Annotated in this window: 23 protein-coding genes; 15 read left to right on the top strand and 8 right to left on the bottom strand. The window is 58.2% G+C overall.

Features of this window, described 5'->3' with window-relative positions; genetic code table 11:
• Positions 1–71: 71 nt before the first annotated feature.
• The 3 genes from AACY44_RS04280 to AACY44_RS04290 all read right to left on the bottom strand — a co-directional run bounded on the left by AACY44_RS04280 (position 72) and on the right by AACY44_RS04290 (position 4364).
• Positions 72–1700 carry an ABC transporter substrate-binding protein gene (locus AACY44_RS04280; protein ID WP_339427163.1) on the bottom strand — a complete coding sequence of 543 codons (1629 nt, stop codon included), beginning with the start codon at positions 1698–1700 and terminating at the stop codon, positions 72–74.
• Positions 1701–1958: 258 nt separating this feature from the next.
• Entirely contained in the window at positions 1959–3560 is a 1602-nt protein-coding gene (locus tag AACY44_RS04285) for an ABC transporter substrate-binding protein (RefSeq protein WP_339417446.1), read from the bottom strand.
• A gap of 90 nt (positions 3561–3650) precedes the next feature.
• Positions 3651–4364 carry an SIMPL domain-containing protein gene (locus AACY44_RS04290; RefSeq protein ID WP_339417447.1) on the bottom strand — a complete coding sequence of 238 codons (714 nt, stop codon included), beginning with the start codon at positions 4362–4364 and terminating at the stop codon, positions 3651–3653.
• A gap of 200 nt (positions 4365–4564) precedes the next feature.
• Here AACY44_RS04290 and AACY44_RS04295 point away from each other — a divergent pair, with 200 nt between their 5' ends.
• The 3 genes from AACY44_RS04295 to AACY44_RS04305 all read left to right on the top strand — a co-directional run bounded on the left by AACY44_RS04295 (position 4565) and on the right by AACY44_RS04305 (position 8205).
• On the top strand, positions 4565–5827 hold the full coding sequence (locus AACY44_RS04295; RefSeq protein WP_314569373.1) for an ATP-binding protein: 1263 nt from the start codon (positions 4565–4567) through the stop codon (positions 5825–5827).
• Positions 5820–6380, top strand: coding sequence for a response regulator transcription factor (locus tag AACY44_RS04300; protein ID WP_339417449.1), 561 nt, complete (start codon positions 5820–5822; stop codon positions 6378–6380). Before AACY44_RS04295 ends, AACY44_RS04300 begins: the two co-directional genes overlap by 8 nt.
• A gap of 100 nt (positions 6381–6480) precedes the next feature.
• The gene (locus AACY44_RS04305; protein ID WP_339417451.1) at positions 6481–8205 is read left to right on the top strand and encodes an ABC transporter ATP-binding protein/permease; all 1725 of its coding nucleotides are present in this window, start codon (positions 6481–6483) and stop codon (positions 8203–8205) included.
• A gap of 183 nt (positions 8206–8388) precedes the next feature.
• Here AACY44_RS04305 and AACY44_RS04310 read toward each other — a convergent pair whose 3' ends face one another.
• Positions 8389–8826, bottom strand: a complete 438-nt coding sequence (locus AACY44_RS04310) for a YhcB family protein (RefSeq protein WP_004372274.1) — start codon at positions 8824–8826, stop codon at positions 8389–8391.
• Positions 8827–8973: 147 nt separating this feature from the next.
• Between AACY44_RS04310 and AACY44_RS04315 the strand changes: the two genes are divergently transcribed.
• The 3 genes from AACY44_RS04315 (at position 8974) to zapE (ending at position 12157) form a co-directional block, all read left to right on the top strand.
• Positions 8974–9603: an alpha/beta hydrolase gene (locus tag AACY44_RS04315; RefSeq protein ID WP_339493410.1), complete on the top strand. Its 630-nt coding sequence runs from the start codon at positions 8974–8976 to the stop codon at positions 9601–9603.
• A gap of 24 nt (positions 9604–9627) precedes the next feature.
• The gene (locus tag AACY44_RS04320; protein WP_339417452.1) at positions 9628–10983 is read left to right on the top strand and encodes a tryptophan--tRNA ligase; all 1356 of its coding nucleotides are present in this window, start codon (positions 9628–9630) and stop codon (positions 10981–10983) included.
• A gap of 79 nt (positions 10984–11062) precedes the next feature.
• The gene (zapE, locus tag AACY44_RS04325; protein WP_012722199.1) at positions 11063–12157 is read left to right on the top strand and encodes a cell division protein ZapE; all 1095 of its coding nucleotides are present in this window, start codon (positions 11063–11065) and stop codon (positions 12155–12157) included.
• Between the two features lie 67 nt (positions 12158–12224).
• Here zapE and AACY44_RS04330 read toward each other — a convergent pair whose 3' ends face one another.
• Positions 12225–13145 (bottom strand): GlxA family transcriptional regulator, encoded by a 921-nt coding sequence (locus AACY44_RS04330; protein WP_175405787.1) that lies wholly within the window; start codon positions 13143–13145, stop codon positions 12225–12227.
• 220 nt (positions 13146–13365) lie between these two features.
• On the opposite strand from AACY44_RS04330, the gene AACY44_RS04335 reads away from it, so the two are divergent.
• Positions 13366–14502, top strand: coding sequence for an acyl-CoA dehydrogenase family protein (locus AACY44_RS04335; RefSeq protein ID WP_339427162.1), 1137 nt, complete (start codon positions 13366–13368; stop codon positions 14500–14502).
• A gap of 135 nt (positions 14503–14637) precedes the next feature.
• Here the strand turns inward: AACY44_RS04335 and AACY44_RS04340 are convergent, their stop codons facing one another.
• A complete protein-coding gene (locus AACY44_RS04340) occupies positions 14638–15678 on the bottom strand; it encodes an NADP(H)-dependent aldo-keto reductase (RefSeq protein WP_339417456.1) in 1041 nt (346 codons plus the stop codon).
• 248 nt (positions 15679–15926) lie between these two features.
• Here AACY44_RS04340 and rplM point away from each other — a divergent pair, with 248 nt between their 5' ends.
• From rplM to AACY44_RS04380, 8 genes are all read left to right on the top strand, one after another.
• Positions 15927–16355, top strand: a complete 429-nt coding sequence (gene rplM / locus AACY44_RS04345; RefSeq protein ID WP_003171742.1) for a 50S ribosomal protein L13 — start codon at positions 15927–15929, stop codon at positions 16353–16355.
• A gap of 14 nt (positions 16356–16369) precedes the next feature.
• Positions 16370–16762 carry a 30S ribosomal protein S9 gene (gene rpsI, locus AACY44_RS04350; protein ID WP_003216038.1) on the top strand — a complete coding sequence of 131 codons (393 nt, stop codon included), beginning with the start codon at positions 16370–16372 and terminating at the stop codon, positions 16760–16762.
• A gap of 265 nt (positions 16763–17027) precedes the next feature.
• Positions 17028–17624, top strand: coding sequence for a ubiquinol-cytochrome c reductase iron-sulfur subunit (gene petA, locus AACY44_RS04355; protein ID WP_339417458.1), 597 nt, complete (start codon positions 17028–17030; stop codon positions 17622–17624).
• The gene (locus AACY44_RS04360) at positions 17621–18832 is read left to right on the top strand and encodes a cytochrome b (protein ID WP_339417459.1); all 1212 of its coding nucleotides are present in this window, start codon (positions 17621–17623) and stop codon (positions 18830–18832) included. The genes petA and AACY44_RS04360 overlap by 4 nt, the downstream gene beginning before the upstream one ends.
• Positions 18832–19611 carry a cytochrome c1 gene (locus AACY44_RS04365; RefSeq protein WP_339417460.1) on the top strand — a complete coding sequence of 260 codons (780 nt, stop codon included), beginning with the start codon at positions 18832–18834 and terminating at the stop codon, positions 19609–19611. The genes AACY44_RS04360 and AACY44_RS04365 overlap by 1 nt, the downstream gene beginning before the upstream one ends.
• A 149-nt stretch (positions 19612–19760) precedes the next feature.
• Entirely contained in the window at positions 19761–20378 is a 618-nt protein-coding gene (locus AACY44_RS04370; RefSeq protein ID WP_339417462.1) for a glutathione S-transferase N-terminal domain-containing protein, read from the top strand.
• Positions 20379–20395: 17 nt separating this feature from the next.
• Positions 20396–20815, top strand: coding sequence for a ClpXP protease specificity-enhancing factor (locus AACY44_RS04375; RefSeq protein ID WP_339417464.1), 420 nt, complete (start codon positions 20396–20398; stop codon positions 20813–20815).
• Between the two features lie 158 nt (positions 20816–20973).
• Positions 20974–21723 carry a FadR/GntR family transcriptional regulator gene (locus tag AACY44_RS04380; RefSeq protein WP_049710006.1) on the top strand — a complete coding sequence of 250 codons (750 nt, stop codon included), beginning with the start codon at positions 20974–20976 and terminating at the stop codon, positions 21721–21723.
• Positions 21724–21732: 9 nt separating this feature from the next.
• Here the strand turns inward: AACY44_RS04380 and AACY44_RS04385 are convergent, their stop codons facing one another.
• Both AACY44_RS04385 and AACY44_RS04390 read right to left on the bottom strand, forming a co-directional pair.
• The gene (locus tag AACY44_RS04385) at positions 21733–21924 is read right to left on the bottom strand and encodes a hypothetical protein (RefSeq protein ID WP_339417467.1); all 192 of its coding nucleotides are present in this window, start codon (positions 21922–21924) and stop codon (positions 21733–21735) included.
• Between the two features lie 191 nt (positions 21925–22115).
• Positions 22116–23273, bottom strand: coding sequence for a phospholipase (locus tag AACY44_RS04390; RefSeq protein WP_339529855.1), 1158 nt, complete (start codon positions 23271–23273; stop codon positions 22116–22118).
• Positions 23274–23421 lie beyond the last annotated feature (148 nt).

The following is a 23421-nucleotide window of genomic DNA, read 5'->3' on the forward strand; positions in this document are numbered from 1 at the left end:
CGTGGTCCGTTTCCTACGGGTCAGGCGGATGCAATAACGGCGACGTTATGCAACGTCGCCGTTATTGGTCCTTACTTGCCGCTGACGCTCACGCCGTAGAAGGAGTTCAAGCCAAACGGGCTGATCTTGAAGTCCTGCACGGTGTTGCGCATGGGTTGATACACCGTCGAGTGCGCGATAGGTGTCATCGGGACAGCATCTTTGAGGATATGTTGCGCCTGCTTGTACAGCTCGGTGCGTTTGGCGACATCCGACGTAGCCTTGGCTTCTTTCACGATGCCGTCGAATTTCTTGTCGCACCATTTGGAAAAGTTGTTACCCGACAGCGAGTCGCAGCCGAACAGCACGTTCAGCCAGTTGTCCGGATCACCATTGTCACCGCTCCAGCCAATGATCATGGCCTGGTTCTCGCCACCTTTGGAGCGCTTGATGTACTCGCCCCACTCGTAGCTGGTAATTTTTACGTTGAGACCGATCTTCTTCCAGTCGTTTTGCAGCATTTCAGCCATCAGCTTGGCGTTCGGGTTGTACGGACGCTGAACTGGCATGGCCCACAGAACGATTTCGGTACCTTCCTTGACGCCGGCTTCCTTGAGCAGCGCCTTGGCTTTCTCAGGGTCGAACTTGGCGTCCTTGATGGTGGTGTCATACGACCATTGGGTCGGTGGCATGGCGTTCACGGCCAGTTGGCCAGCGCCCTGATACACGGAGTCGATGATCTGCTGCTTGTTCACCGACATGTCCAGCGCCTGGCGCACGCGCAGGTCGGCCAGCGGGTTTGGCTGGTCGCTGCCCTTGACCTTGTCCATAACGTTGTAGGCGATGTAACCCAGGTTGAAACCGGCCTGGTGCGGCAGTTTCAAGTCCTTGTCTTCACCCAGCGCCTTGAGGTCGGCCGGGCGTGGGAACAAGGTGATCTGGCATTCGTTTTTCTTGAGTTTCTGGATACGCACCGACGGGTCGGTGGTGATGGCGAAGATCAGGTTGTCGATCTTCACGTCTTCAGGTTTCCAGTAGTCCTTGTTGCCGGTGTAACGAATGTTCGAGTCTTTCTGGTAGCTCTTGAACACGAACGGGCCAGTGCCGATTGGCTTCTGGTTGATGTCCGCAGGCTTGCCTTCCTTGAGCAGTTGAGCGGCGTATTCAGCCGACTGGATCGAGGCGAAGCTCATTGCCAGGTTCTGGATGAACGCGGCGTCCACAGTGCCAAGGGTGAACTTGACGGTGTGCTCATCGACTTTCTCGATGTTCTTGATGTTGGTGTCCATCCCCATGTCCGTGAAGTACGGGAACTCAGTGGGGTAGGCTTTGCGGAACGGATCGTCCTTGTTGATCATGCGGTTGAACGTGAACAGCACGTCATCGGCGTTGAAGGTACGGGTCGGCTTGAAGTACGAGGTGGTGTGGAACTTGACGCCATCACGCAGGTGAAAGGTGTAGGTCAAGCCATCCGAGGACACGTCCCAGCTGGTGGCCAGCCCAGGAATCACAGCGGTGCCGCCGCGTTCGAACTGGGTCAGGCGGTTGAACATGGTTTCGGCCGAGGCATCGAAGTCTGTTCCGGTGGTGTACTGGCCTGGATCAAAACCGGCCGGGCTCCCTTCGGAGCAGAACACCAGGTTAGTCGCCGCTTGGGCGAAAGGTGCCGCGGCCATTAGGCCTGCGCTAACAATTAACGGAATGACTGCGTTTCTAAGCATGTTGGCCTCATGATTTGTTGTCATTTTTGATGGTGAGGGCGACCTCGTGAGTCGGCCTGCGGATACTTATGCAGGCGCCATACCCATTGCAAGATGCTGAACCGTTCCGAGGGTGAAAGAGTGGTACGAACGTACAGGAATGTCGCAATTATGAAAGTTTGTACATATTTGCGCATATTTCGAGGGTTTTTTCGGTGCAAGCAGCGCACTAAAAAAGACCAACCGAGGCGTCTGGCGCACTCGGTTGGGGCGTTGCTGTTACTTATCTAGACTCACGCCATAGAACGGCGTCAACCCGAAGGGGCTGATCTTGAAGTCTTTGACTTCCTTGCGCATGGGTTGGAAAACCGTCGAATTCGCGATAGGTGTTATAGGTACTTGTTCCTTAAGGATTTTCTGTGCCTGTTGATACCACTTGATGCGCTGCTCGCGGTCATTGCTGATCTTGGCTTGTTGAACGAGTTTGTCGTACGCCGGGTTACACCATTTAGCGTAGTTGCTGCCCTTGACCGCGGCACAACTGTAGAGCACGCCAAGCCAGTTATCCGGGTCGCCATTGTCGCCCGTCCAGCCATAAATCATCGCGTCGTGCTCGCCGTTTTTGGCGCGCTTGATGTATTCGCCCCATTCATAGCTGACGATGTTGGCCTTGATGCCAATTTTTGCCCAATCCTGTTGAATCATTTGGGCCGACATGCGCGCATTCGGATTGGACGCGCGCTGGACGGTCATTGCCCACAGGTTGATGGTGGTACCTGGTGCAACCCCTGCTTCTTTTAGTAGCGCTTTGGCCTGGGTCGGGTCGTAGGGCGCGTCCTTGATCGCGGGGTCATAAGACCACTGCGCAGGTGGGAGTGCATTCTGCGCCAATTGCCCGGCGCTCTGGTACACGGCTTTGATAATCGCGGGCTTGTCGATCGCCATGTCCAGGGCCTGGCGCACCTTGAGCTGGTCAAGCGGCGGATGGGTCACGTTGTAGGCCAAAAAGCCCAAGTTGAAACCGGCTTGCTGCAGCACGCGCAAGTTCGGGTCCTGCTTCATCACTTCGATGTCGGCGGGGCGTGGATAGCCGCTGACCTGACATTCGCCGGCCTTGAGCTTTTGCAGGCGTGACGCGGCATCCGGGGTAATGGCGAACACGAGGTTGTCGAGTTTCACATCTTCGGGCTTCCAGTACTGTTTGTTGGCCACGTAGCGGATCTGCGAATCCTTCTGGTAGCGCTTGAACACAAACGGCCCAGTGCCCACCGGCCTCTGGTTGATGTCGGAGGCTGTGCCTTGTTTGAGCAGTTGCGCGGCGTACTCGGCGGATTGCACTGAAGCGAAGCTCATGGCCAGGTTCTGCACGAACGACGCATCGACGTTGTTCAGGTTGAAGCGCACGGTGTGTTCGTCGAGTTTGTCGACGCTCTTGATCGTGGTGTTCAAGCCCATGTCGGTGAAGTAAGGCGACTCGGAAGGGTAGGCCTTGCGGAACGGGCTTTCGGCATCCAGCAGGCGATTGAAGGTGAACAGCACGTCATCCGCGTTGAAGTCGCGGGTAGGCGTGAAGAAATCCGTGGTGTGGAACTTGACGCCATCGCGCAGGTGGAAGGTATACGTCAGGCCGTCCTTGGAAACATCCCAACTTGTCGCCAGGCCAGGTTCGACTTCGGTGCCACCGCGCTTGAACTGGGTCAGGCGGTTGAACACGGTTTCGGCAGATGCATCAAAATCGGTGCCGCTGGTGTACTGGCTGGGATCAAAACCGGCGGGGCTGGCTTCGGAGCAGTAGACCAGGGTGCTGGCCGCCTCGGCCAACGGCATAAAGGCCAGCAGGCCTGCGGCGAGGAGGAGCGGTGTTAAGGCGATTCTTTCCATGGAGACCCCTGAAGTGACAGGCATACATAAGCTGCCCAAACGAAAACGGCGTCACCGAGGGTAACGCCGTTCAGGTTTGTCAGGTAGGGGTCACTGCATCTGCACTTCGATCACGCCATCGGCACTCATGGTCACTTGGCTGGTGCCGGCTTCGACCTCCGGTGTCGGTGCCGAATCGGCCATCGCTGCCTTCATCATCATGCCGCCACGGGCATAAGGCGTTGGGTAGCCGTTGGTGTTGAAGTTCAAGTTGACGATCTTGTAGCCCTTGCCGCCCAATGCATCGGTGGCCAGTTGCGCGCGAGCCTTGAAGGCGGCAACCGCATCCTTGAGCAGTGCATCTTCACTGGACTTGCGCGTGGCGTCGGCGATGGCGAAGTCCATGCTGTCCATTTTCAGGGTGGTCAGCAGTTCGCCGGTGAGCTTGGACAGCGCCGGGAAGTCCGCGCTTTCCAGGCGCAGTTCGGCACGCTCACGCCAGCCGGTGATCTTCTGGTTCTTGTTGTCGTAGATCGGGTAGCTGTTACGGCTGCCTTGGCGCAGGGTCACGGCTTTGACTTCGCGGGCCTGGCCGAGGGCCTTGTTCATCGTTTCAGTGATTTCGGCGGCGAGTTTGGCCGGGTCGCTGTTCTGGGATTCTGTGTACAGCGTGACGATCATCTTGTCGCGGGCCACTTCCTGGCTGGCCTCGGCGCGCAGGGAGATCTGGTTGTAATGCAGCTCATCGGCGGCCAGGGCCGGAAGGCTGGCCAGGGCGCTGACGCTGAGCGTGATAACGGCTGCACTGCGAGTGAAACGAGACATGAAAGCTCCTTGGGATGTTCGTGTTCGGTAAGACTGTAGACGATGGCGTTGGGTTCTTCGGGTTTAGGAATTAGAAAAAAAACAGCTGCAAGCTTCAAGCGGCGGCGCCCACTGCGTCAAAGAGCCACACACCCAATGCCCAAGGCGCTGCTTCGTTTATACTCCTGCCGATCCGCCTGCAGCGCTCACCGGGAGAGCTCATGCTCGCCGCCGTAAAACTGACTTCCGCCACCCGCCAGAACCTCTGGCGCCTGACGTTCATACGTACCCTGGTACTGGCCGCACAAGCCGGCTCCGTGGGGCTTGCCTATTGGTTTGACCTGCTGCCACTGCCCTGGCTGCAACTGGGCGTAACCCTCGGGTTTTCCATCGTCCTTTGTGTGTTTACCGCGATCCGCTTGCGTACCACCTGGCCGGTCACCGAGCTGGAATACGCGCTGCAACTGGCCTGCGATCTGTTTATCCACAGTGTGTTGCTGTATTTCTCCGGTGGTTCCACCAACCCGTTTGTGTCTTATTACCTGGTGCCGCTGACCATTGCCGCCGTGACCTTGCCGTGGCGCTACTCGGTGGTGCTGTCGGGCATCGCGCTGACCCTGTATACGTTGCTGCTGGCGCAGTTCTACCCGCTGCAAACTTTTCCTATCGCCCGCGAAAACCTGCAGATCTACGGGATGTGGCTGAGTTTTGCCCTGTCTGCTGCGGTCATCACCTTCTTCGCCGCACGCATGGCCGAAGAACTGCGGCGCCAGGAAGAACTGCGCGCCATTCGCCGTGAAGAGGGCCTGCGCGACCAACAACTGCTGGCCGTCGCCACCCAAGCCGCCGGCGCCGCCCATGAATTGGGTACGCCGTTGGCCACCATGAGCGTGCTGCTCAAGGAAATGACCCAAGACCATCACGACCCGGCCCTGCAAGATGACTTGAGCGTGTTGCAGGAGCAGGTCAAGCAGTGCAAGCAGACCTTGCAGCAACTGGTGCGGGCCGCCGAAGCCAATCGCCGCCTGGCGGTGGAGATGCAGGATGTGACCCAGTGGCTCGACGAAGCGCTGAACCGCTGGCACCTGATGCGCCCCGAAGCCAGTTACCGTTTTCATCTGCTGGGGCAGGGCAGCGTGCCGCGCATGGCGCCGCCGCCAGATTTGACCCAGGCCTTGCTCAACCTGCTGAACAACGCCGCCGACGCCTGCCCCGAAGGCCTGGGCGTACAGTTGGATTGGGATGCCGAAAACGTGACCATCAGTATTCGTGACCACGGTGCAGGTGTGCCGCTGGCGATTGCCGAGCAGATCGGTAAACCGTTCTTTACCACCAAGGGCAAAGGCTTCGGCCTCGGCCTGTTTTTGAGCAAGGCCAGCGTGACCCGCGCGGGCGGCTCAGTGAAACTCTATAGTCATGAGGAAGGCGGTACGCTCACCGAGCTGCGCCTGCCCCGTGTCGCACGAGGAGATATCGATGAGTGACGAGATCCAAGTCGAAGGCGAAGAACTGCCGCACCTGTTGCTGGTAGATGACGACGCCACCTTTACCCGCGTGATGGCGCGCGCCATGAGCCGTCGTGGTTTCCGCGTCAGCACCGCAGGTTCCGCCGAAGAGGGCCTGATCATCGCCCAGGCCGACTTGCCGGATTACGCTGCGCTTGACCTGAAAATGGACGGTGACTCCGGCCTGGTGCTGTTGCCCAAGCTGCTGGAGCTCGACCCGGAAATGCGTGTGGTGATCCTCACCGGCTACTCCAGCATTGCCACTGCCGTCGAAGCCATCAAGCGCGGCGCGTGCAACTACCTGTGCAAGCCGGCAGACGCTGACGACGTACTGGCCGCCTTGCTGTCCGAGCACGCTGACCTCGACACCCTGGTGCCGGAAAATCCGATGTCGGTGGACCGCTTGCAGTGGGAGCACATCCAGCGCGTGCTGACCGAGCACGAAGGCAATATATCCGCCACTGCCCGTGCCCTGGGCATGCATCGCCGCACCTTGCAGCGTAAGTTGCAGAAGCGCCCGGTACGTCGCTGAACCTAAGCTGAACAGTCTGCTTCAGGCCGCACAGAGCCCTGAACCGATCACTTATGATCGGTTCATACGCCTGTGACCTTATCCCTACCGAGCCTGAACGATGAATCAGAACGCTGAGTACTCCGCGGTCAACGACGCGGTGCGTGGGCAATTTTTACGGCGGGTGTGGGGGCTGATCACGCCTTATTGGCGCAGTGAAGAGAAGGGCAAAGCCTGGCTGCTGCTGTTGGTGGTGCTGGGGCTTTCGCTGTTCAGCGTCGCCGTGTCGGTATGGTTCAACAGCTGGAACCGCGATTTCTATAACGCCCTGGAGCACAAGGACTACGACGCCTTCACCCATCTGCTGATGTACTTCAGCGTGATTGCGGTGGTAGCAATCGTGACCGGTGTGTTCACTTCCTATTTGCAACAGATGCTCACCATCCGCTGGCGCCGCTGGCTGACGGAAACCTACTTTGCCCAATGGCTGAGCCACAAGAATTACTACCATCTGGAATACGGCGGCTACACCGATAACCCCGACCAGCGTATCTCCGAAGACCTCAACGCCTTTACCAGCAGCACCCTCAACCTGGGGCTGGGTTTTATCAGCAACCTGGTGAGCCTGGTGTCGTTCTCGGTGATTCTGTGGGGCGTGTCCGGCAGTATCGAAGTGTGGGGCATCACTATTCCCGGCTACATGTTCTGGGCGGCGCTGGTTTACGCGGTGGTCGGCAGTTGGTTGACCCACTTGATTGGTCGAAAACTGATCGGCCTGAGCAACCGTCAACAACGGTTTGAGGCCGACTTGCGTTTCAGCCTGGTGCGGGTGCGCGAAAACGCGGAAAGCATCGCGCTGATCAATGGCGAGCGCAACGAACACCAGCAATTGAGTGCGCGTTTCGGGCGGGTGTGGAGCAATTTCTGGAGCATCATGCAGCTCAAGAAGCGCCTGAATTTCTTTACCAGTGGTTACTCCCAGATCGCGATCATCTTTCCCTTTGTGGTCGCGGCGCCGCGTTATTTTTCCGGCAAAATCGAACTGGGCGTACTGATGCAGGTGGCCCAGGCGTTTGGCAGTGTTCAGGGCAGCCTCAGTTGGTTTGTCGACGCCTATACGATGCTGGCCAGTTGGCGCGCCACCTGTGATCGTCTGCTGAGTTTCGGCCAGGCCATGCAAGACAACGAAAACCGCACCATGGGCATTGGCTTGCAATATCAAGGCGGTGATTTGCAGGTCGAGGACCTGAGCCTGGACCTCGCCGACGGCCGTCATTTGCTGCAGGGCGCCGACCTGACCGTCGCCGAGGGTGAGCGCTTGATGCTCAGCGGTCGTTCCGGCAGCGGCAAGTCGACCTTGCTGCGGGCCATGGGCAACCTGTGGCCCAACGGCCACGGTAATATTCGCCTGCCGGCCGAGCGCTATCTGTTCCTACCGCAAAAACCGTACTTGCCGATTGGCACGCTGAAGGCGGTGTTGAGTTATCCACAGGACGACAGCGTCTACCCGGCAGAACGTTATGCACAGGCCCTCGAGACGTGCCGTCTACCCCATCTGGTTGCTCGTCTGGACGACGCCAACCACTGGCAGCGCATGCTCTCACCGGGCGAGCAGCAGCGCCTGGCCTTCGCCCGTGCGTTGTTGTATGCGCCGCAATGGCTGTACATGGATGAGGCGACGTCGGCTATGGATGAAGAGGATGAGGCAACGCTGTATCAAGCGTTGATTGATGAGCTGCCGGGGCTGAGCATTGTCAGTGTGGGGCATCGCAGCAGCCTCAAGCGTTTCCATGTGCGGCATGTGCGGATTGAGGGTGGGCGGTTGCAAGAACAACCATTGGCGTAAGGTCAAACTCGGTCAATGTGGGAGTCGGCTTGCTCGCGAATACGGTCTATCCGTTACCGATGTGCTGACTGACCCACCGCTGTCGCGAGCAAGCCCGCACATTTGATTGATGTTGTTTGTGAGGCTCACAAAAAAGCCCGGCTGATCATCGATCAGCCGGGCTTTTTGTTGCTTGAAGACGAGTTACTTCTTCAAGCCGTAATGCTCATCCAGCATGCCAGGGGCGTTCGGCGTTTTTGGCGCGTAGTCCCGTGGAGGCTCCTGGTTTTCCCGCGGCGGGGTCAGGCGCTCCCGCGGCGCTTGAGGTGCATCGGAATGCAGCGCGGCCAGCAGACGCTGACGGGTAATGTCGTCGAGGGCCAGGCGGTTGGCACCATCGGCGAGGTGGTCCTGTACATCCTGGTAGCTCTGGGTGAGCTTCTTGACCAGGGTCGCGGTGCTGTTGAAGTGGGTAACCACCTCATTCTGATAACTGTCAAAACGTTCCTGAATGTCATCCAGCTGACGCTGCGTGCGGTTAGGCGCGGCATTCGGCAGCAGGCGAGCAACCAGGAATCCAATGGCGACACCGGCAACCAGGGCAAGAGTCGGCAACAACCAAACTAAGAGCGAGTGTTCCACGAGTCCTTCCTCTATAAACGGCTTTGCTTTACGTTAACGGCTCAAACCTGCGCTGTATACCGCGATTAAGCTCGCAATGATGCCAAGCACAGACTTTTAGCTAGACGAGTCGACCCATTGAGAGGTCACGGAGTTCATCTCTTGCTCATGCGTGAAACCCCCGTTTTGATCGATGGCCCGGTAGGCCAATTGGAAGCCCTGTACCTGGATCACCCCGAGCCGCGTGGCCTGGCGTTGATCTGCCACCCTAACCCGGTGCAGGGTGGGACCATGCTTAATAAAGTTGTGTCGACCCTGCAGCGCACTGCCCGCGATGCTGGATTGATTACTTTGCGTTTCAATTACCGTGGTGTCGGCGCAAGTGCCGGCATCCACGACATGAGCACCGGTGAAGTGGACGATGCCGAAGCGGCCGCCGCTTGGCTGCGGGAAAAACACCCCGAGCTGCCGATCACCTTGCTCGGTTTTTCCTTCGGTGGCTACGTCGCTGCCAGCCTCGGCGGCCGCCTTGAAGCCAAGGGCGAAAAACTGTCACATCTGTTCATGGTGGCCGCTGCGGTGATGCGCTTGAGCGATAACGACCTGCTGCCCCAGGGGTGCCCATTGACCCTGATCCAGCCTGAAACCGATGAAGTGGTCGACCCACAACTCGTCTACGACTGGTCCGCCGCCTTGAAACGCCCCCATGAGCTGCTGAAAGTGGCAGAATGCGGACACTTTTTTCATGGCAAGCTCACCGATCTAAAGGATCTGGTCCTGCCGCGCCTCTCGAATTGATAGCAGTCTGATAAGCGATTACCCATGACGACTCGTACCCGTATCCTCACCGGCATCACCACCACCGGCACGCCGCACCTGGGCAACTACGCCGGTGCGATCCGCCCGGCGATCCTTGCCAGCCAGGACGCCAATGCCGACTCCTTCTACTTCCTGGCCGACTACCACGCCCTGATCAAATGCGATGACCCACAGCGCATCCAGCGTTCGCGTATGGAAATCGCCGCGACCTGGCTGGCGGGTGGCCTGGATGTAAACCGGGTGACGTTCTATCGCCAGTCGGACATCCCGCAAATCCCCGAGCTGACGTGGCTGCTGACCTGCGTGGCCGCCAAGGGCCTGCTCAACCGCGCCCACGCCTACAAGGCCTCGGTGGACAAAAACGTAGAAACCGGTGAAGACCCGGACGCGGGCATCACCATGGGCCTGTACAGCTACCCGGTGCTGATGGCGGCGGACATCCTGATGTTCAATGCGCACAAAGTGCCGGTCGGCCGTGACCAGATCCAGCACGTGGAAATGGCCCGCGACATCGGCCAGCGCTTCAACCACCTGTTTGGCAACGGCAAAGAATTCTTCACCATGCCTGAGGCGTTGATCGAAGAAAGCGTCGCCACCTTGCCGGGCCTGGACGGCCGCAAGATGTCGAAAAGCTACGACAACACCATTCCGTTGTTCACCAGCGCCAAGGACATGAAGGACGCCATCTCGCGGATCGTCACCGACTCCCGCGCGCCAGGCGAAGCCAAGGACCCGGACAACTCGCACCTGTTCACCTTGTACCAGGCCTTTGCCAGTAAGGCCCAGGAAGAAGAATTCCGCGCCGAGCTGCAACAAGGCCTGGGCTGGGGTGAGGCGAAAAGCCGTCTGTTCCAGCTGCTGGATGGGCAGTTGGGCGAAGCGCGCGAGCGCTACCACGCGCTGATGTCGCGCCCATCGGATATGGAAGACCTGCTGCTGGTTGGCGCCAAAAAGGCCCGTGCCGTGGCGGCGCCGTTCCTCGCCGAGCTGCGTGAAGCAGTTGGCCTGCGTTCGTTTGTCGAGCAAGCTGCGGCGCCGGTCGCTGCGAAGAAGAAAGCCGCAAAAGCCGCGCGCTTTGTGAGCTTTCGCGAAGACGACGGCAGCTTCCGCTTCCGCCTGTTGGCCGCCGATGGCGAGCAATTATTGCTGTCGCGTCATTTCGCCGACGGTAAGGCCGCCGGTGCCGTGACCAAGCAACTGCAAAACGGTGACGCGCTGGATGTGCGCCCTGAGGCCCTGAGCTTCAGCGTATGGCTGGACGGTAGCGCGGTAGCGGACAGCGCCGAGTTCGCCGACGAAGCGTCCCGCGATGCCGCCATCGCCGCGCTGCGCGTCGCGTTGACCCCCCTCGAGGATTAACCCGACCAAGGGTTGATTGCCATTATCCAGGGCCGTCGTTACAGTGACCGCCCGTTTTTGTTGCCTTGCTAACGAAATTATGACGCCCCTAGAACGATATCAAGCTGATTTGAAACGCCCTGAGTTCTTCCATGACGCGGCCCAGGAAACGGCAGTGCGTCATTTGCAGCGCCTGTACGACGACCTGGTCGCGGCCTCGCAAAGCAAGCCAGGTATGTTCAGCAAGCTGTTTGGCAAAAAAGACCACACGCCGGTCAAGGGCCTGTATTTCTGGGGCGGCGTGGGCCGTGGCAAGACCTACCTGGTAGATACGTTCTTCGAAGCACTGCCGTTCAAGGAAAAGGTGCGGACGCACTTCCACCGCTTCATGAAGCGTGTGCACGAAGAGATGAAGACCCTGCCGGGCGAGAAAAACCCGCTGACCATCATCGCCAAGCGCTTTTCTGATGAGGCGCGGGTGATTTGCTTCGATGAATTTTTCGTCTCCGACATCACCGACGCCATGATCCTTGGCACGCTGATGGAAGAACTGTTCAAGAACGGCGTGACGCTGGTCGCCACCTCGAACATCGTGCCTGACGGTTTGTACAAGGACGGTCTGCAGCGCGCACGCTTCCTGCCGGCCATCGCGCTGATCAAGCAGAACACCGAGATCGTCAACGTCGACAGTGGCGTCGACTACCGCCTGCGCCACCTGGAGCAAGCGGAGCTGTTTCACTTCCCGCTGAACGAAGCGGCCCATGAAAGCTTGAAAAAAAGCTTCCGTGCGCTGACGCCGGAATGCACCCAGGCGGTGGAAAACGACAAGCTGATGATCGAGAACCGCGAAATCATCGCATTGCGTACCTGCGATGATGTGGCCTGGTTCGAGTTCCGCCAACTGTGCGACGGCCCGCGTAGCCAGAACGACTACATCGAACTGGGTAAGATCTTCCACGCGGTGATTTTGAGCGGCGTGGAGCAGATGAGCGTGACCACCGACGACATCGCGCGACGCTTTATCAACATGGTCGACGAGTTCTACGACCGTAACGTCAAGCTGATCATTTCGGCGGAAGTCGAGCTGAAGGACCTGTATACCGGCGGTCGTTTGAACTTTGAGTTCCAGCGCACGCTGAGCCGCTTGTTGGAAATGCAGTCCCACGAGTTCCTGTCGCGCGGTCACAAACCTTAAGAGCGATGTAAATCAAATGTGGCCGCGAGCAAGCCCGCGCCCACATTTTTACCGCGTTCAACCTAACTTAGGCCGCCTGCTGGAACTGCTGGCGATACTGGTTCGGCGACAGTTCGGTGTGCTGCCTGAACAGCCGCGCAAAGAAACTCGCATCGTCATAACCCACCTCATAACTGATGGTCTTGATGCTCTTGCGGCTGCCCGAGAGCAGTCCCTTCGCCGTCTCAATCCGCAGCCGCTGCAGGTAATGCAGCGGCTTGTCACCCGTGGCGGTCTGGAAGCGGCGCATGAAATTGCGGATGCTCATGCCGTGTTCCCGTGCCACATCTTCGAAGCGAAATTTGTCTGCGAAATGCTCTTCGAGCCAATGCTGGATCTGCAGGATGATCACGTCCTGGTGCAGCTTCTGCCCGCCAAACCCAATGCGTCCAGGTGCATAGCTGCGCTGCACTTCGTAGAGGATGTCGCGGGCCACGGCCTGGGCGATGTTGGCGCCGCAGAAACGCTCGATCAAGTAGATGTAGAGGTCGCACGCCGAGGTGGTGCCGCCAGCGCAATACAGGTTGTCGGCGTCGGTGAGGTGCTTGTCCTGGTTGAGCTGGACCTTGGGGAAGCGCTCGCTGAAGGCGTTGAAGAAACGCCAGTAGGTGGTCGCCTCCTTGCCGTCGAGCAGGCCGGCTTCCGCCAGCCAGAACACCCCGGTGGCTTCGCCGCACAACACCGCACCGCGGGCATGTTGCTCGCGCAGCCACGGCAGCACTTGAGGGTAGCGCGCACATAAGGCGTCGAAGTCATCCCAGAAGGCCGGTAATACGATGATGTCGGCGTCTTCCAGGCCGCCGTCCACCGGCATGATCACATCACTGAAGCTGCGCACCGATTGCCCGTCGGGGCTGACCAGCCTTGTCTCGAACGCAGGGGTCAGGCCCTGGCCCAGTTGCTTGCCGTAACGCAGGCTGGCGAGGTGGAAGAAATCCTTGGCTTGCATGAGGGTTGAAGCGAATACCCGATCAATGGCCAAAATGCTGATGCGCCGCAACGGCGTGGAGATTTGGTTAGACATAATTTCATTTATTCTTATAGGGGAAAGTGGTCACCAGACGGCTGGATCGTCTTATTTTTTGTCGCATGTGTCCAGTGTCCCGTGATGCCTTCGGGGCATAGTCTCTGTGGGTTCGTCTTTGTCCGACAATCCACGCAGGTGACCCATGATTCCCAGAACCTTGTTCAGCCCGGAACACGAACTCTTCCGCGAAAGCGTGCGTACCTTCCTTGAAAAAGACGCCGCGCCGTTCCATGGGCAATGGGAGAAACAGGGCTACATCGACCGAAATTTGTGGAGCAAAGCGGGGGAGGCGGGGATGCTGTGTTCTCATCTGCCGGAGGAATACGGCGGGCTGGGCGCGGACTTTTTGTACAGCGCGGTGGTGATCGAGGAGATCAGCCGGCTGGGCCTCACTGGCATCGGTTTTTCCCTGCACTCGGATATTGTGGCGCCTTACATCCTGCATTACGGCAGTGAGGCGCTGAAGCACAAGTACCTGCCCAAGTTGATCTCCGGCGAGAGGGTCACGGCTATTGCCATGACTGAACCGGGGGCGGGTTCCGACCTGCAAGGGGTCAAGACCACGGCCGTGCTGGAGGGCGATGAGTATGTGATCAATGGTTCCAAGACCTTCATCACCAACGGCTATCTGGCCGAGTTGGTAATAGTCGTCGCCAAGACCGACCCCAAGGCCGGCGCCAAAGGCATCAGTTTGTTTCTGGTGGAAGCCGACACGCCGGGGTTCGCCAAGGGCAAGCGCCTGGAGAAGGTTGGCATGAAGGCCCAGGACACATCGGAGCTGTTCTTCCAGGACGTGCGTGTGCCCAAGGAAAACCTGTTGGGCCAGGCGGGCATGGGCTTCGCGTACTTGATGCAGGAGTTGCCTCAGGAGCGATTGACGGTGGCGATCGGCGCGCTGTCGTCGGCCGAGGCGGCGTTGGGGTGGACCCTGGAATACACCCGCGAGCGCAAGGCGTTCGGCAAGGCGATTGCGGACTTCCAGAACACCCGCTTCAAGCTGGCGGAGATGGCCACCGAGATTCAGATCGGCCGCGTGTTTGTGGACAAGTGCATGGCGTTGCACCTGGAAGGCAAGCTGGATGTGCCTACGGCAGCGATGGCCAAGTACTGGGCCACGGACTTGCAGTGCAAGGTGCTCGACGAGTGCGTGCAGCTGCACGGCGGCTACGGCTTCATGTGGGAATACCCGATCGCCCGGGCCTGGGCGGATGCGCGGGTGCAGCGGATTTATGCGGGGACCAATGAGATCATGAAGGAAATTATTGCGCGGGCGCTTTGATGATTTTGTAGCGATGCTTAGGGCCTCTTCGCGAGCAAGCCCGCTCCCACATTCAACCGCATTCCAAATGGATGTACTCGGTCAAATGTGGGGGCTGGCTTGCCTGCGATAGCGGTCTACCGGTCTACCGGTCAATCAGGGAGCAGGATTTGGGTGATCCTTTTGAATCGCCTCAATCCCTTCCAGCACCTCCTTCGTGAGCTTCAGATCAGCACTGGCAATGTTGCTGTCCAGCTGCTCCAGGCTTGTCGCCCCGATGATGTTGCTGGTCACAAACGGCTGCTGCGTGACAAACGCCAAGGCCATCTGTGCCGGGTCCAGACCATGCTCCCGAGCCAGCGCCACATAACGACTGCACGCCGCTTCCGACTGCGGGTTGAAGTAGCGGCTGAAGCGGCTGTATTCCGTCAGCCGTGCTTTTGCAGGGCGCGCGCCGTTCTCGTACTTGCCGCTGAGCATACCGAACGCCAGTGGCGAATACGCCAGCAAACCGCACTGCTCACGAATCGCGACTTCCGCCAAACCCACCTCAAAACTGCGGTTGAGCAGGTTGTACGGGTTCTGGATCGACACCGCGCGGCTCCAGCCACGGGCTTCGGCCAGGGCGAGGAATTTCATGGTGCCCCACGGCGTTTCATTGGACAGGCCGATGTGGCGGATCTTGCCGGCTTTCACTTGCTCGTCCAGCGCTTCGAGGGTTTCCTCCAGCGGGGTGAGGTCGTCTTCGTCCTTGTGCTTGTAGCTCAGTTGGCCGAAGAAGTTGGTGCTGCGCTCCGGCCAGTGCAGTTGGTAAAGGTCGATCCAGTCGGTTTGCAGGCGCTTGAGGCTGGCATCCAGGGCTTCAACGATGTGCTTGCGGTTGTGCCGCAGGTGGCCGTCGCGGATGTAATCAATGGTGTTGCCGGGGCCGGCGATCTTGCTGGCAAGGATCCAGTCGGCGCGGTCGCCACGGCTTTTGAAGTAATTACCGATATAACGCTCGGTGGTGGCATAGGTGTCGGCCTTGGGCGGCACCGGGTACATTTCGGCCGTGTCGAGGAAGTTTATCCCCGCGGCCTTGGCTCGCTCGATCTGTGCGAAGGCCTCTGCTTCGCTGTTCTGCTCGCCCCAGGTCATGGTGCCCAAGGCTATCGCGCTCACGTTCAGATCCGTACGGCCCAGCTGTCGATAATCCATCGGGTACTCCTTCAGGGAAAACAATCATAAAAGCAGGTTGAATTTTTTTTCGCAATCTGCATAATTGCCCACCTCTTTCTGCAGTGGAAGTGATGCGCCGTCTGCCGAAGAATCTTGCCGTTGAACGGACGCGCCGACCCGAGCCCCCGATAGCGTCTGTATCCGGCTGCCTTTGACTTGTCAAAGTACGCACTATTCAGTAAGATCCGCCGTCTAATTTACAGGGCGGCCCCTGAGGCTATTAAAGAATGACAACTTTTACTGCAAAACCGGAAACAGTTCAGCGCGACTGGTTTGTCGTCGACGCCGCTGGTCAGACCCTGGGTCGTCTGGCCACTGAAGTCGCCAGCCGTCTGCGTGGCAAGCACAAGCCTGAGTACACCCCTCACGTTGACACCGGTGACTACATCGTGATCATCAACGCTGAGCAGGTACGTGTTACCGGCAACAAAGCGCAAGACAAAATGTACTACCGTCACTCCGGTTTCCCAGGCGGTATCAAGTCTTCGAACTTCGAAGGTCTGATCTCCAAGAAGCCTGAAGCCCCGATCGAAATCGCGGTCAAAGGCATGCTGCCGAAGGGCCCACTGGGTCGCGATATGTTTCGCAAGCTGAAAGTCTATGCGGGCGCTGTACACCCTCATGCTGCTCAGCAGCCCCAAGAACTGAAGTTTTAACGGAATAGTTCATTATGTCGGCGACTCAAAATTACGGCACTGGCCGTCGCAAAACCGCAACCGCACGCGTTTTCCTGCGTCCGGGCACTGGTAACATCTCGATCAACAACCGCACTCTGGAAAACTTCTTCGGTCGCGAAACTGCCCGCATGGTAGTTCGTCAGCCGCTGGAACTGACCGAGACCGTTGAAAAGTTCGACATCTACGTCACCGTTATCGGTGGCGGTGTAAGTGGTCAAGCTGGCGCAATCCGCCACGGTATCACTCGCGCTCTGATGCAGTACGACGAAACCCTGCGTGGCGCTCTGCGCAAAGCAGGCTTCGTGACTCGCGATGCCCGTGAAGTTGAACGTAAGAAAGTCGGTCTGCGTAAAGCGCGTAAGCGTCCGCAGTACTCGAAGCGTTAATTCGCTTTACGTTCCACAAAGCGCCCAGCCTCCTCACGGAGCTGGGCGTTTTTTATTGCCTGCGATTTATGCATAAAAATCGCCGTGACAACTTGCCACATCCGTAGACCCCCTATACTACAAGGCCTGGAGGCGGAGCCCCGGGCAATTCCCTTGTCATACGTGGGGCTTTTCATTACCATTCGGCAAAATTTTTATAAGTTCAGATTTAATACTTAGTAGACGCCTGATTTAACAGGCCAAAAAGCTGATGGGAGAGGACTGAATGAGCAATGACGGCGTGAATGCAGGCCGGCGTCGCTTCTTGGTAGCAGCCACATCCGTGGTGGGTGCTGCAGGAGCGGTGGGGGCTGCGGTCCCGTTCGTGGGGTCATGGTTTCCCAGTGCCAAGGCGAAAGCCGCAGGTGCACCGGTGAAGGTGAATATCAGCAAGATCGAGCCAGGCCAGCAGATGATTGCTGAATGGCGCGGCCAGCCGGTTTTCATTGTTCGTCGTACAGAGGAAATCCTGGGGAATCTCAAGAAGATCGAGGGCCAGTTGTCTGACCCGAAGTCCGAGAAGTCCGACCAACCCGCCTACGCCAAGAACGAAGCACGTTCGATCAAGCCAGAGATCCTGCTGGTGGTTGGTCTGTGCACCCACCTGGGGTGCTCGCCGACCTTCCGCCCGGAAGTCGCTCCTGTGGACCTGGGCAAGGATTGGGTCGGAGGTTATTTCTGCCCCTGCCACGGTTCCCACTACGACCTCGCCGGCCGCGTCTATAAGTCCCAGCCTGCGCCTTTGAACTTGCCGGTTCCTCCGCACGAGTACGAATCTGACGACATCATTGTCATTGGCCTCGATAAGGAGAACGCGTCATGAGTAAGTTCATGGATTGGGTGGATGCGCGCTTCCCCGCCACTAAAATGTGGGAAGACCATCTCAGCAAATATTACGCGCCGAAAAACTTCAACTTCTTCTACTTCTTCGGCTCCCTGGCCCTGCTGGTGCTGGTCAACCAGATCGTCACCGGCGTATGGCTGACCATGAGCTATACGCCGTCGGCGGAGGAAGCGTTTGCTTCCGTCGAATACATCATGCGTGACGTCGAGTACGGCTCGATCCTGCGCCTGCTGCACTCCACGGGCGCGTCGGCGTTCTTTATCGTCGTGTATATGCACATGTTCCGTGGCCTGCTCTACGGCTCGTACCAGAAACCTCGCGAGCTGGTGTGGGTCTTCGGCATGCTGATCTACCTGGCGCTGATGGCCGAAGCCTTCATGGGCTACCTGCTGCCCTGGGGCCAGATGTCGTACTGGGGCGCCCAGGTGATCATCTCGTTGTTCGGCGCGATCCCGGTAATCGGCAACGACCTGACCCAGTGGATTCGCGGTGACTACCTGATCTCTGGTATTACCTTGAACCGCTTCTTTGCGCTGCACGTTGTTGCCCTGCCGATCGTGATTCTCGGCCTGGTAGTGCTGCACATCCTGGCGCTGCACGAAGTGGGTTCCAACAACCCTGATGGCGTGGACATCAAGAAGCACAAGGACGAAAACGGCATCCCGCTGGACGGCATTCCGTTCCACCCTTACTACACCGTCAAAGACATTGTCGGTGTAGTGGTGTTCCTGTTCGTGTTCTGCTCGATCGTGTTCTTTTTCCCGGAGATGGGCGGTTATTTCCTGGAGAAACCTAACTTCGAACAGGCTAACGCCTTCAAGACACCTGAGCACATTGCCCCGGTCTGGTACTTCACGCCGTTCTACGCGATCTTGCGCGCAATCCCCGACAAACTCATGGGCGTGATCGCCATGGGCGCGGCCATTGCGGTGCTGTTCGTGTTGCCTTGGCTCGACCGCAGCCCGGTCAAGTCCATGCGCTACAAGGGCTGGCTGAGCAGGATCTGGCTGTGGGTGTTCTGCATTTCGTTCGTGATCCTGGGTGTGCTGGGCGTATTGGCGCCGACGCCTGAGCGTACGTTGCTGTCGCAGGTCTGCACCTTCCTGTACTTCGCCTACTTCATTCTGATGCCGTTCTATACCCGGCTCGAGAAGACCAAACCGGTTCCGGAAAGGGTGACTGGCTGATGAAAAAGTTATTTGTTGCATTGATGCTTGCGGCCTTGCCGCTACTGTCCTTCGCTGCCGAACACGGCGGCCCGGAGCTGGAAAAAGTCGATATCGACGTCTCGGATAAAGCCGCCCTGCAAGACGGCGCGCGGACGTTCGCCAACTACTGCATGGGCTGTCACAGCGCCAAGTTCCAGCGTTATGAGCGTGTCGCCGATGACCTCGGCATTCCTCATGAAACGATGCTGGAGAAGCTGGTGTTCACCGGTGCCAAGATCGGCGACCACATGAACATCGGCATGAAGCCTGCGGATGCCAAGGCCTGGTTCGGTGCTGCACCGCCTGACCTGACCCTGGTGGCGCGCGTGCGCGGTACCGATTGGCTGTATGGCTACCTGAAATCCTTTTATGAAGACCCGTCGCGCCCTTACCAGGTCAACAACCGCGTGTTCCCGAACGTCGGCATGCCTAACGTTCTGGTCGGCCTGCAAGGCAAGCAAGTGGTAGGATGCAAGCAGATTCAGGTCGTTGAAGACGGCAAGAAGCAATACGATCCGTTGACCGGCACGCCGTTGACTCATGAAGCGTGCGATCAACTGACGATAGAGACTCCAGGTTCCCAGACTGAGGAGCAGTTCGACGGGACGGTCAAGAACCTCGTGACCTTCCTGGCCTACTCTGCCAACCCGGTCAAATTGCAGCATCAGCGCATCGGTACGTATGTGTTGCTGTACCTGGCTTTCTTCTTCGTATTCGCCTATCTGCTCAAACGCGAATACTGGAAGGATGTGCATTGATCCAACCGTAAGCAATTGCTGTTAATCTTGCGCGCCCAGCGGCATCTCTGAACACGTAGCGATCTGGTTGTGCCAGGCGTTATAGAGATGCTCTCTGGGCGCGCTCGTTTTTGAGCTTTCGATAATTTCAACAAGCGAGGAGGACCGCCATGGGCGTGACCAACCGGTTGGCCTGTTACTCCGACCCCGCCGACCACTATTCCCACCGAGTACGCATCGTGCTCGCAGAGAAGGGTGTCAGCGCCGAGATCATCACTGTGGAGGCAGGTCGCCACCCGCCGAAACTGATCGAAGTGAACCCTTACGGCAGCTTGCCCACCCTGGTCGATCGTGACCTGGCGTTGTGGGAGTCAACCGTGGTGATGGAATACCTGGATGAGCGTTACCCGCATCCACCTTTGCTGCCGGTGTACCCGGTGGCGCGTGCCAACAGCCGCCTGCTGATCCATCGGATCCAGCGTGACTGGTGTGGGCTGGTGGATCTGATTCTGGACACACGCAGTAAAGAGCCGGCACGAGTGCAGGCGCGTAAGGAATTGCGCGAGAGCCTGACCGGTGTTTCGCCGTTGTTCGCCGACAAACCTTTTTTCCTCAGCGAGGAACAAAGCTTGGTGGATTGCTGCCTATTACCGATACTCTGGCGCTTGCCGATTCTCGGTATTGAACTGCCGCGGCCGGCCAAGCCGCTGCTTGATTACATGGAGCGCCAGTTTGCGCGTGAGGCTTTCCAGGCGAGTCTGTCTGGTGTCGAACGCGATATGCGCTAAGGCTTAAGGAGCCGCTGATGAACTCCAGTCGACCCTACTTGGTCCGCGCGCTCTATGAGTGGATTGTGGACAACGATTGCACCCCGCACATGCTGGTCAATTCCGAATTTCCTGCGGTTCAGGTACCGGAGGGTTTTGCCAGTGATGGACAAATTGTGCTGAACGTATCGCCGAGTGCCGTGCGCCACCTGCACATGGACAACGAAGCCGTGAGCTTTGAAGGGCGTTTCGGCGGCGTACCGCATACGCTTTACGTGCCGACTGGCGCCATCCTCGGCATTTATGCCCGGGAGAACGGCCAAGGCATGGTGTTCGATCTGGAGTCGCCTTTCGAGGATGACGAAACGATCGAAGCAGAAGATGGCGACGATCTGCCGCCACCGGATTCCGAGCCACCGCGCCCTAGCGGCCGGCCGAGCCTGAAAGTCGTGAAGTAACCGGTTTTCACCCTCGGGTGAGCCTCAAAAATGCCTCGATCTGTGTCGGGGCATTTTTTTGCGCGCAGGATATCAATGAAAGTCGTGCCCGGGCAGTGATCGTACAACCGCCATGGGCTATGATGCGTGTTCAAGTTCGCCGAGAAAAATGGATCATCATGGATAACGCTGCCACCGCCCCTCGTCTTCCCCGCAAGCGTCGCAGCCTTGCCCAGGAATTGGTCACGGTGTTGTCCGAGCAGATCCGCGACGGTCAGCTCAAGCGTGGCGATAAGCTGCCCACCGAGTCGGCGATCATGGATGCCCATGGGGTCAGCCGCACCGTGGTGCGTGAGGCCATCTCACGCTTGCAAGCGGCGGGGCAGGTCGAGACCCGTCACGGTATCGGCACGTTTGTGCTGGATACGCCGAGCCCAAGCGGCTTCCGTATCGATCCGGCCACCGTGGTAACGCTGCGTGATGTGCTGGCGATTCTGGAATTGCGGATCAGCCTGGAAGTGGAGTCCGCAGGGTTGGCCGCATTGCGTCGCAGCGACGAGCAACTGGCCGCCATGCGTGCGGCGCTCGATGCCCTGAATGAAAGCGCGGCCCATGCCGGCGATGCTGTAGCCTCCGATTTTGCGTTTCACCTCGAAATTGCGCTGTCGACCGGTAACCGCTACTTCACCGATATCATGACCCACCTGGGCACCAGCATCATTCCGCGTACCCGTTTGAATTCTGCGCGCTTGGCGCATGATGACCAGCAGCATTACATGGGGCGTTTGAGCCGCGAGCACGAAGAAATTTATGAGGCGATTGCGCGCCGGGATTCAGATGCGGCGCGGGCGGCGATGCGGTTGCATTTGACGAATAGTCGTGAGCGGCTGCGCCATGCCCATGAAGAGGCGGAGGCGCAGCGGGGGTAAGGACCGAGGTTAAGGATATGGATTTGATGACGGATCTAAGAAGATTACAACTTCGCTTGCATCCTCATCAAAAACCTTGCGTACGACTTGTTGTAAGCCAGTCACAGTACTGAAAATCTCATCACCAATTTCTGGCTCGTAATCCAGTGGGCGTGGTGGTTTGCCTTTTTGCGCGATTTTAACTGTCAGATTCTTGGACATGGGTCACCTCTAAAATTATAAGAAGAAACGTGCCCCCCGAATTTTCTGTGCCCTAAACTTTTACTGTAACGATCTTTCGGGAAGTCGAATGTACGTTATGGATGTAATGAATAAGGCTCTACTGTCAGAACTGACAGTAGCGACGAACGGCTTTTAGAGATTGATCCGTTTGAGCAAGATTTAGGTTTGTCTCAAGGCTGCGGCTTATTCGGCTTGTAGTCCTTCAACAACAAATACGTACTCCACCCCCACCAATCATTCGTCCAGTGCTTGTCGTTCAAGTCATTCACATCCTTGCGCCTCAGCACCTTTTTACCCTCTACCTTAAACAGCGGTGAGAAGTTATTCGCCGCGTTCTGCGCGGCATTCAGGTCCGGCACATGCAGCGGTGCCTTGAAGTTGGCCGGGGAGGGCGGAACACCACTGATGAAGGTGTCGAAGACCTCATCCGCCGAGGCCTGCACCGCACGTTTTACCTGCGTCCGGTTGTCCGCGTCGATGGCGTCGAAGTAGCGTTTATCCCCATAAGCGTGCCACTGATCTCCTAGGGCATTGCGCACCTTGAGCCCGAACGTGCTGTCTTCATCGTGCATGAAACGGCTGATCAGCGAGCCCAATTCACCGGGCGTTACCACGGCCGCCAACTGCTTGCGCGGAACCCGCAAGTGGCCTGCGGAAAACAGATCGGTCAAAAAGTGATCAGCAAAGCTGTTCATGGCATACGCCAGTTCCAGGGCCTGGTCGGTGCCGGTTTGGTGAGCCACCACGGCTTGTTGCAGCGCCGCCGTATGCCCCGCCAAATAGGCCGACAGCGCCCATTCGCCGAAGTGGTCGGCATTGTCCGCCGCCAGTTTCAGGTAGCGGCCCAACGGGACAAGCGCCGAAACAGCGCTGCCACCGCCAGTGATGCGGTTCCATTCCTCAGACAGCGTATCGCCCAGGGCGTCATAGGCTTGATGAGCCTGCTTGCCGTCCTTTATTGCCTGTTTGACCGCAGTGATCTCCTTTTGCATCACCGCCAGGATCTTGTGTGCTTCTTCTCGCGAAGCGGGCAGCACGGCCAGCGAGTTGAAAGCGCCAGTGAAGCGCTGCACGCGCTCTGCGGGGGACGCACCATCGCTGATGGGCTGGCCGGGGATGCCATAGAAGTCGCCGCCCAGGGCGATCACTTGGCCATAGGTGAGCGCCAAGCCGTTGGGCAGGTGCAGTTCGACTTGGCGCGCGGGGATCGCCGGTGCGTCCTTGACGAAGCGCAACAGGGTGTCATCGCCAATGGCAGTGTGTTCACCGCCTTCGAAACGTAGGGTAGGCGTGTTTTTTTCGGGTGCCGCGAGTTCAAACCCTGACATGTTAGCTCCTTGCTATGTCGTAGGAATCTTCCTTTGATGCTGTATGCACATACAGTATTGGCGAGCTTAGAGGAAATTTTTCCTACGTCAAGAAGGCGGCTCTAAACACCTTGCGGATGAAGTTTGATGAATTGCAGTTGACGAATAT

Source organism: Pseudomonas sp. RA_15y_Pfl1_P11, from assembly GCF_963970975.1.
Lineage (GTDB): Bacteria > Pseudomonadota > Gammaproteobacteria > Pseudomonadales > Pseudomonadaceae > Aquipseudomonas > Aquipseudomonas tritici.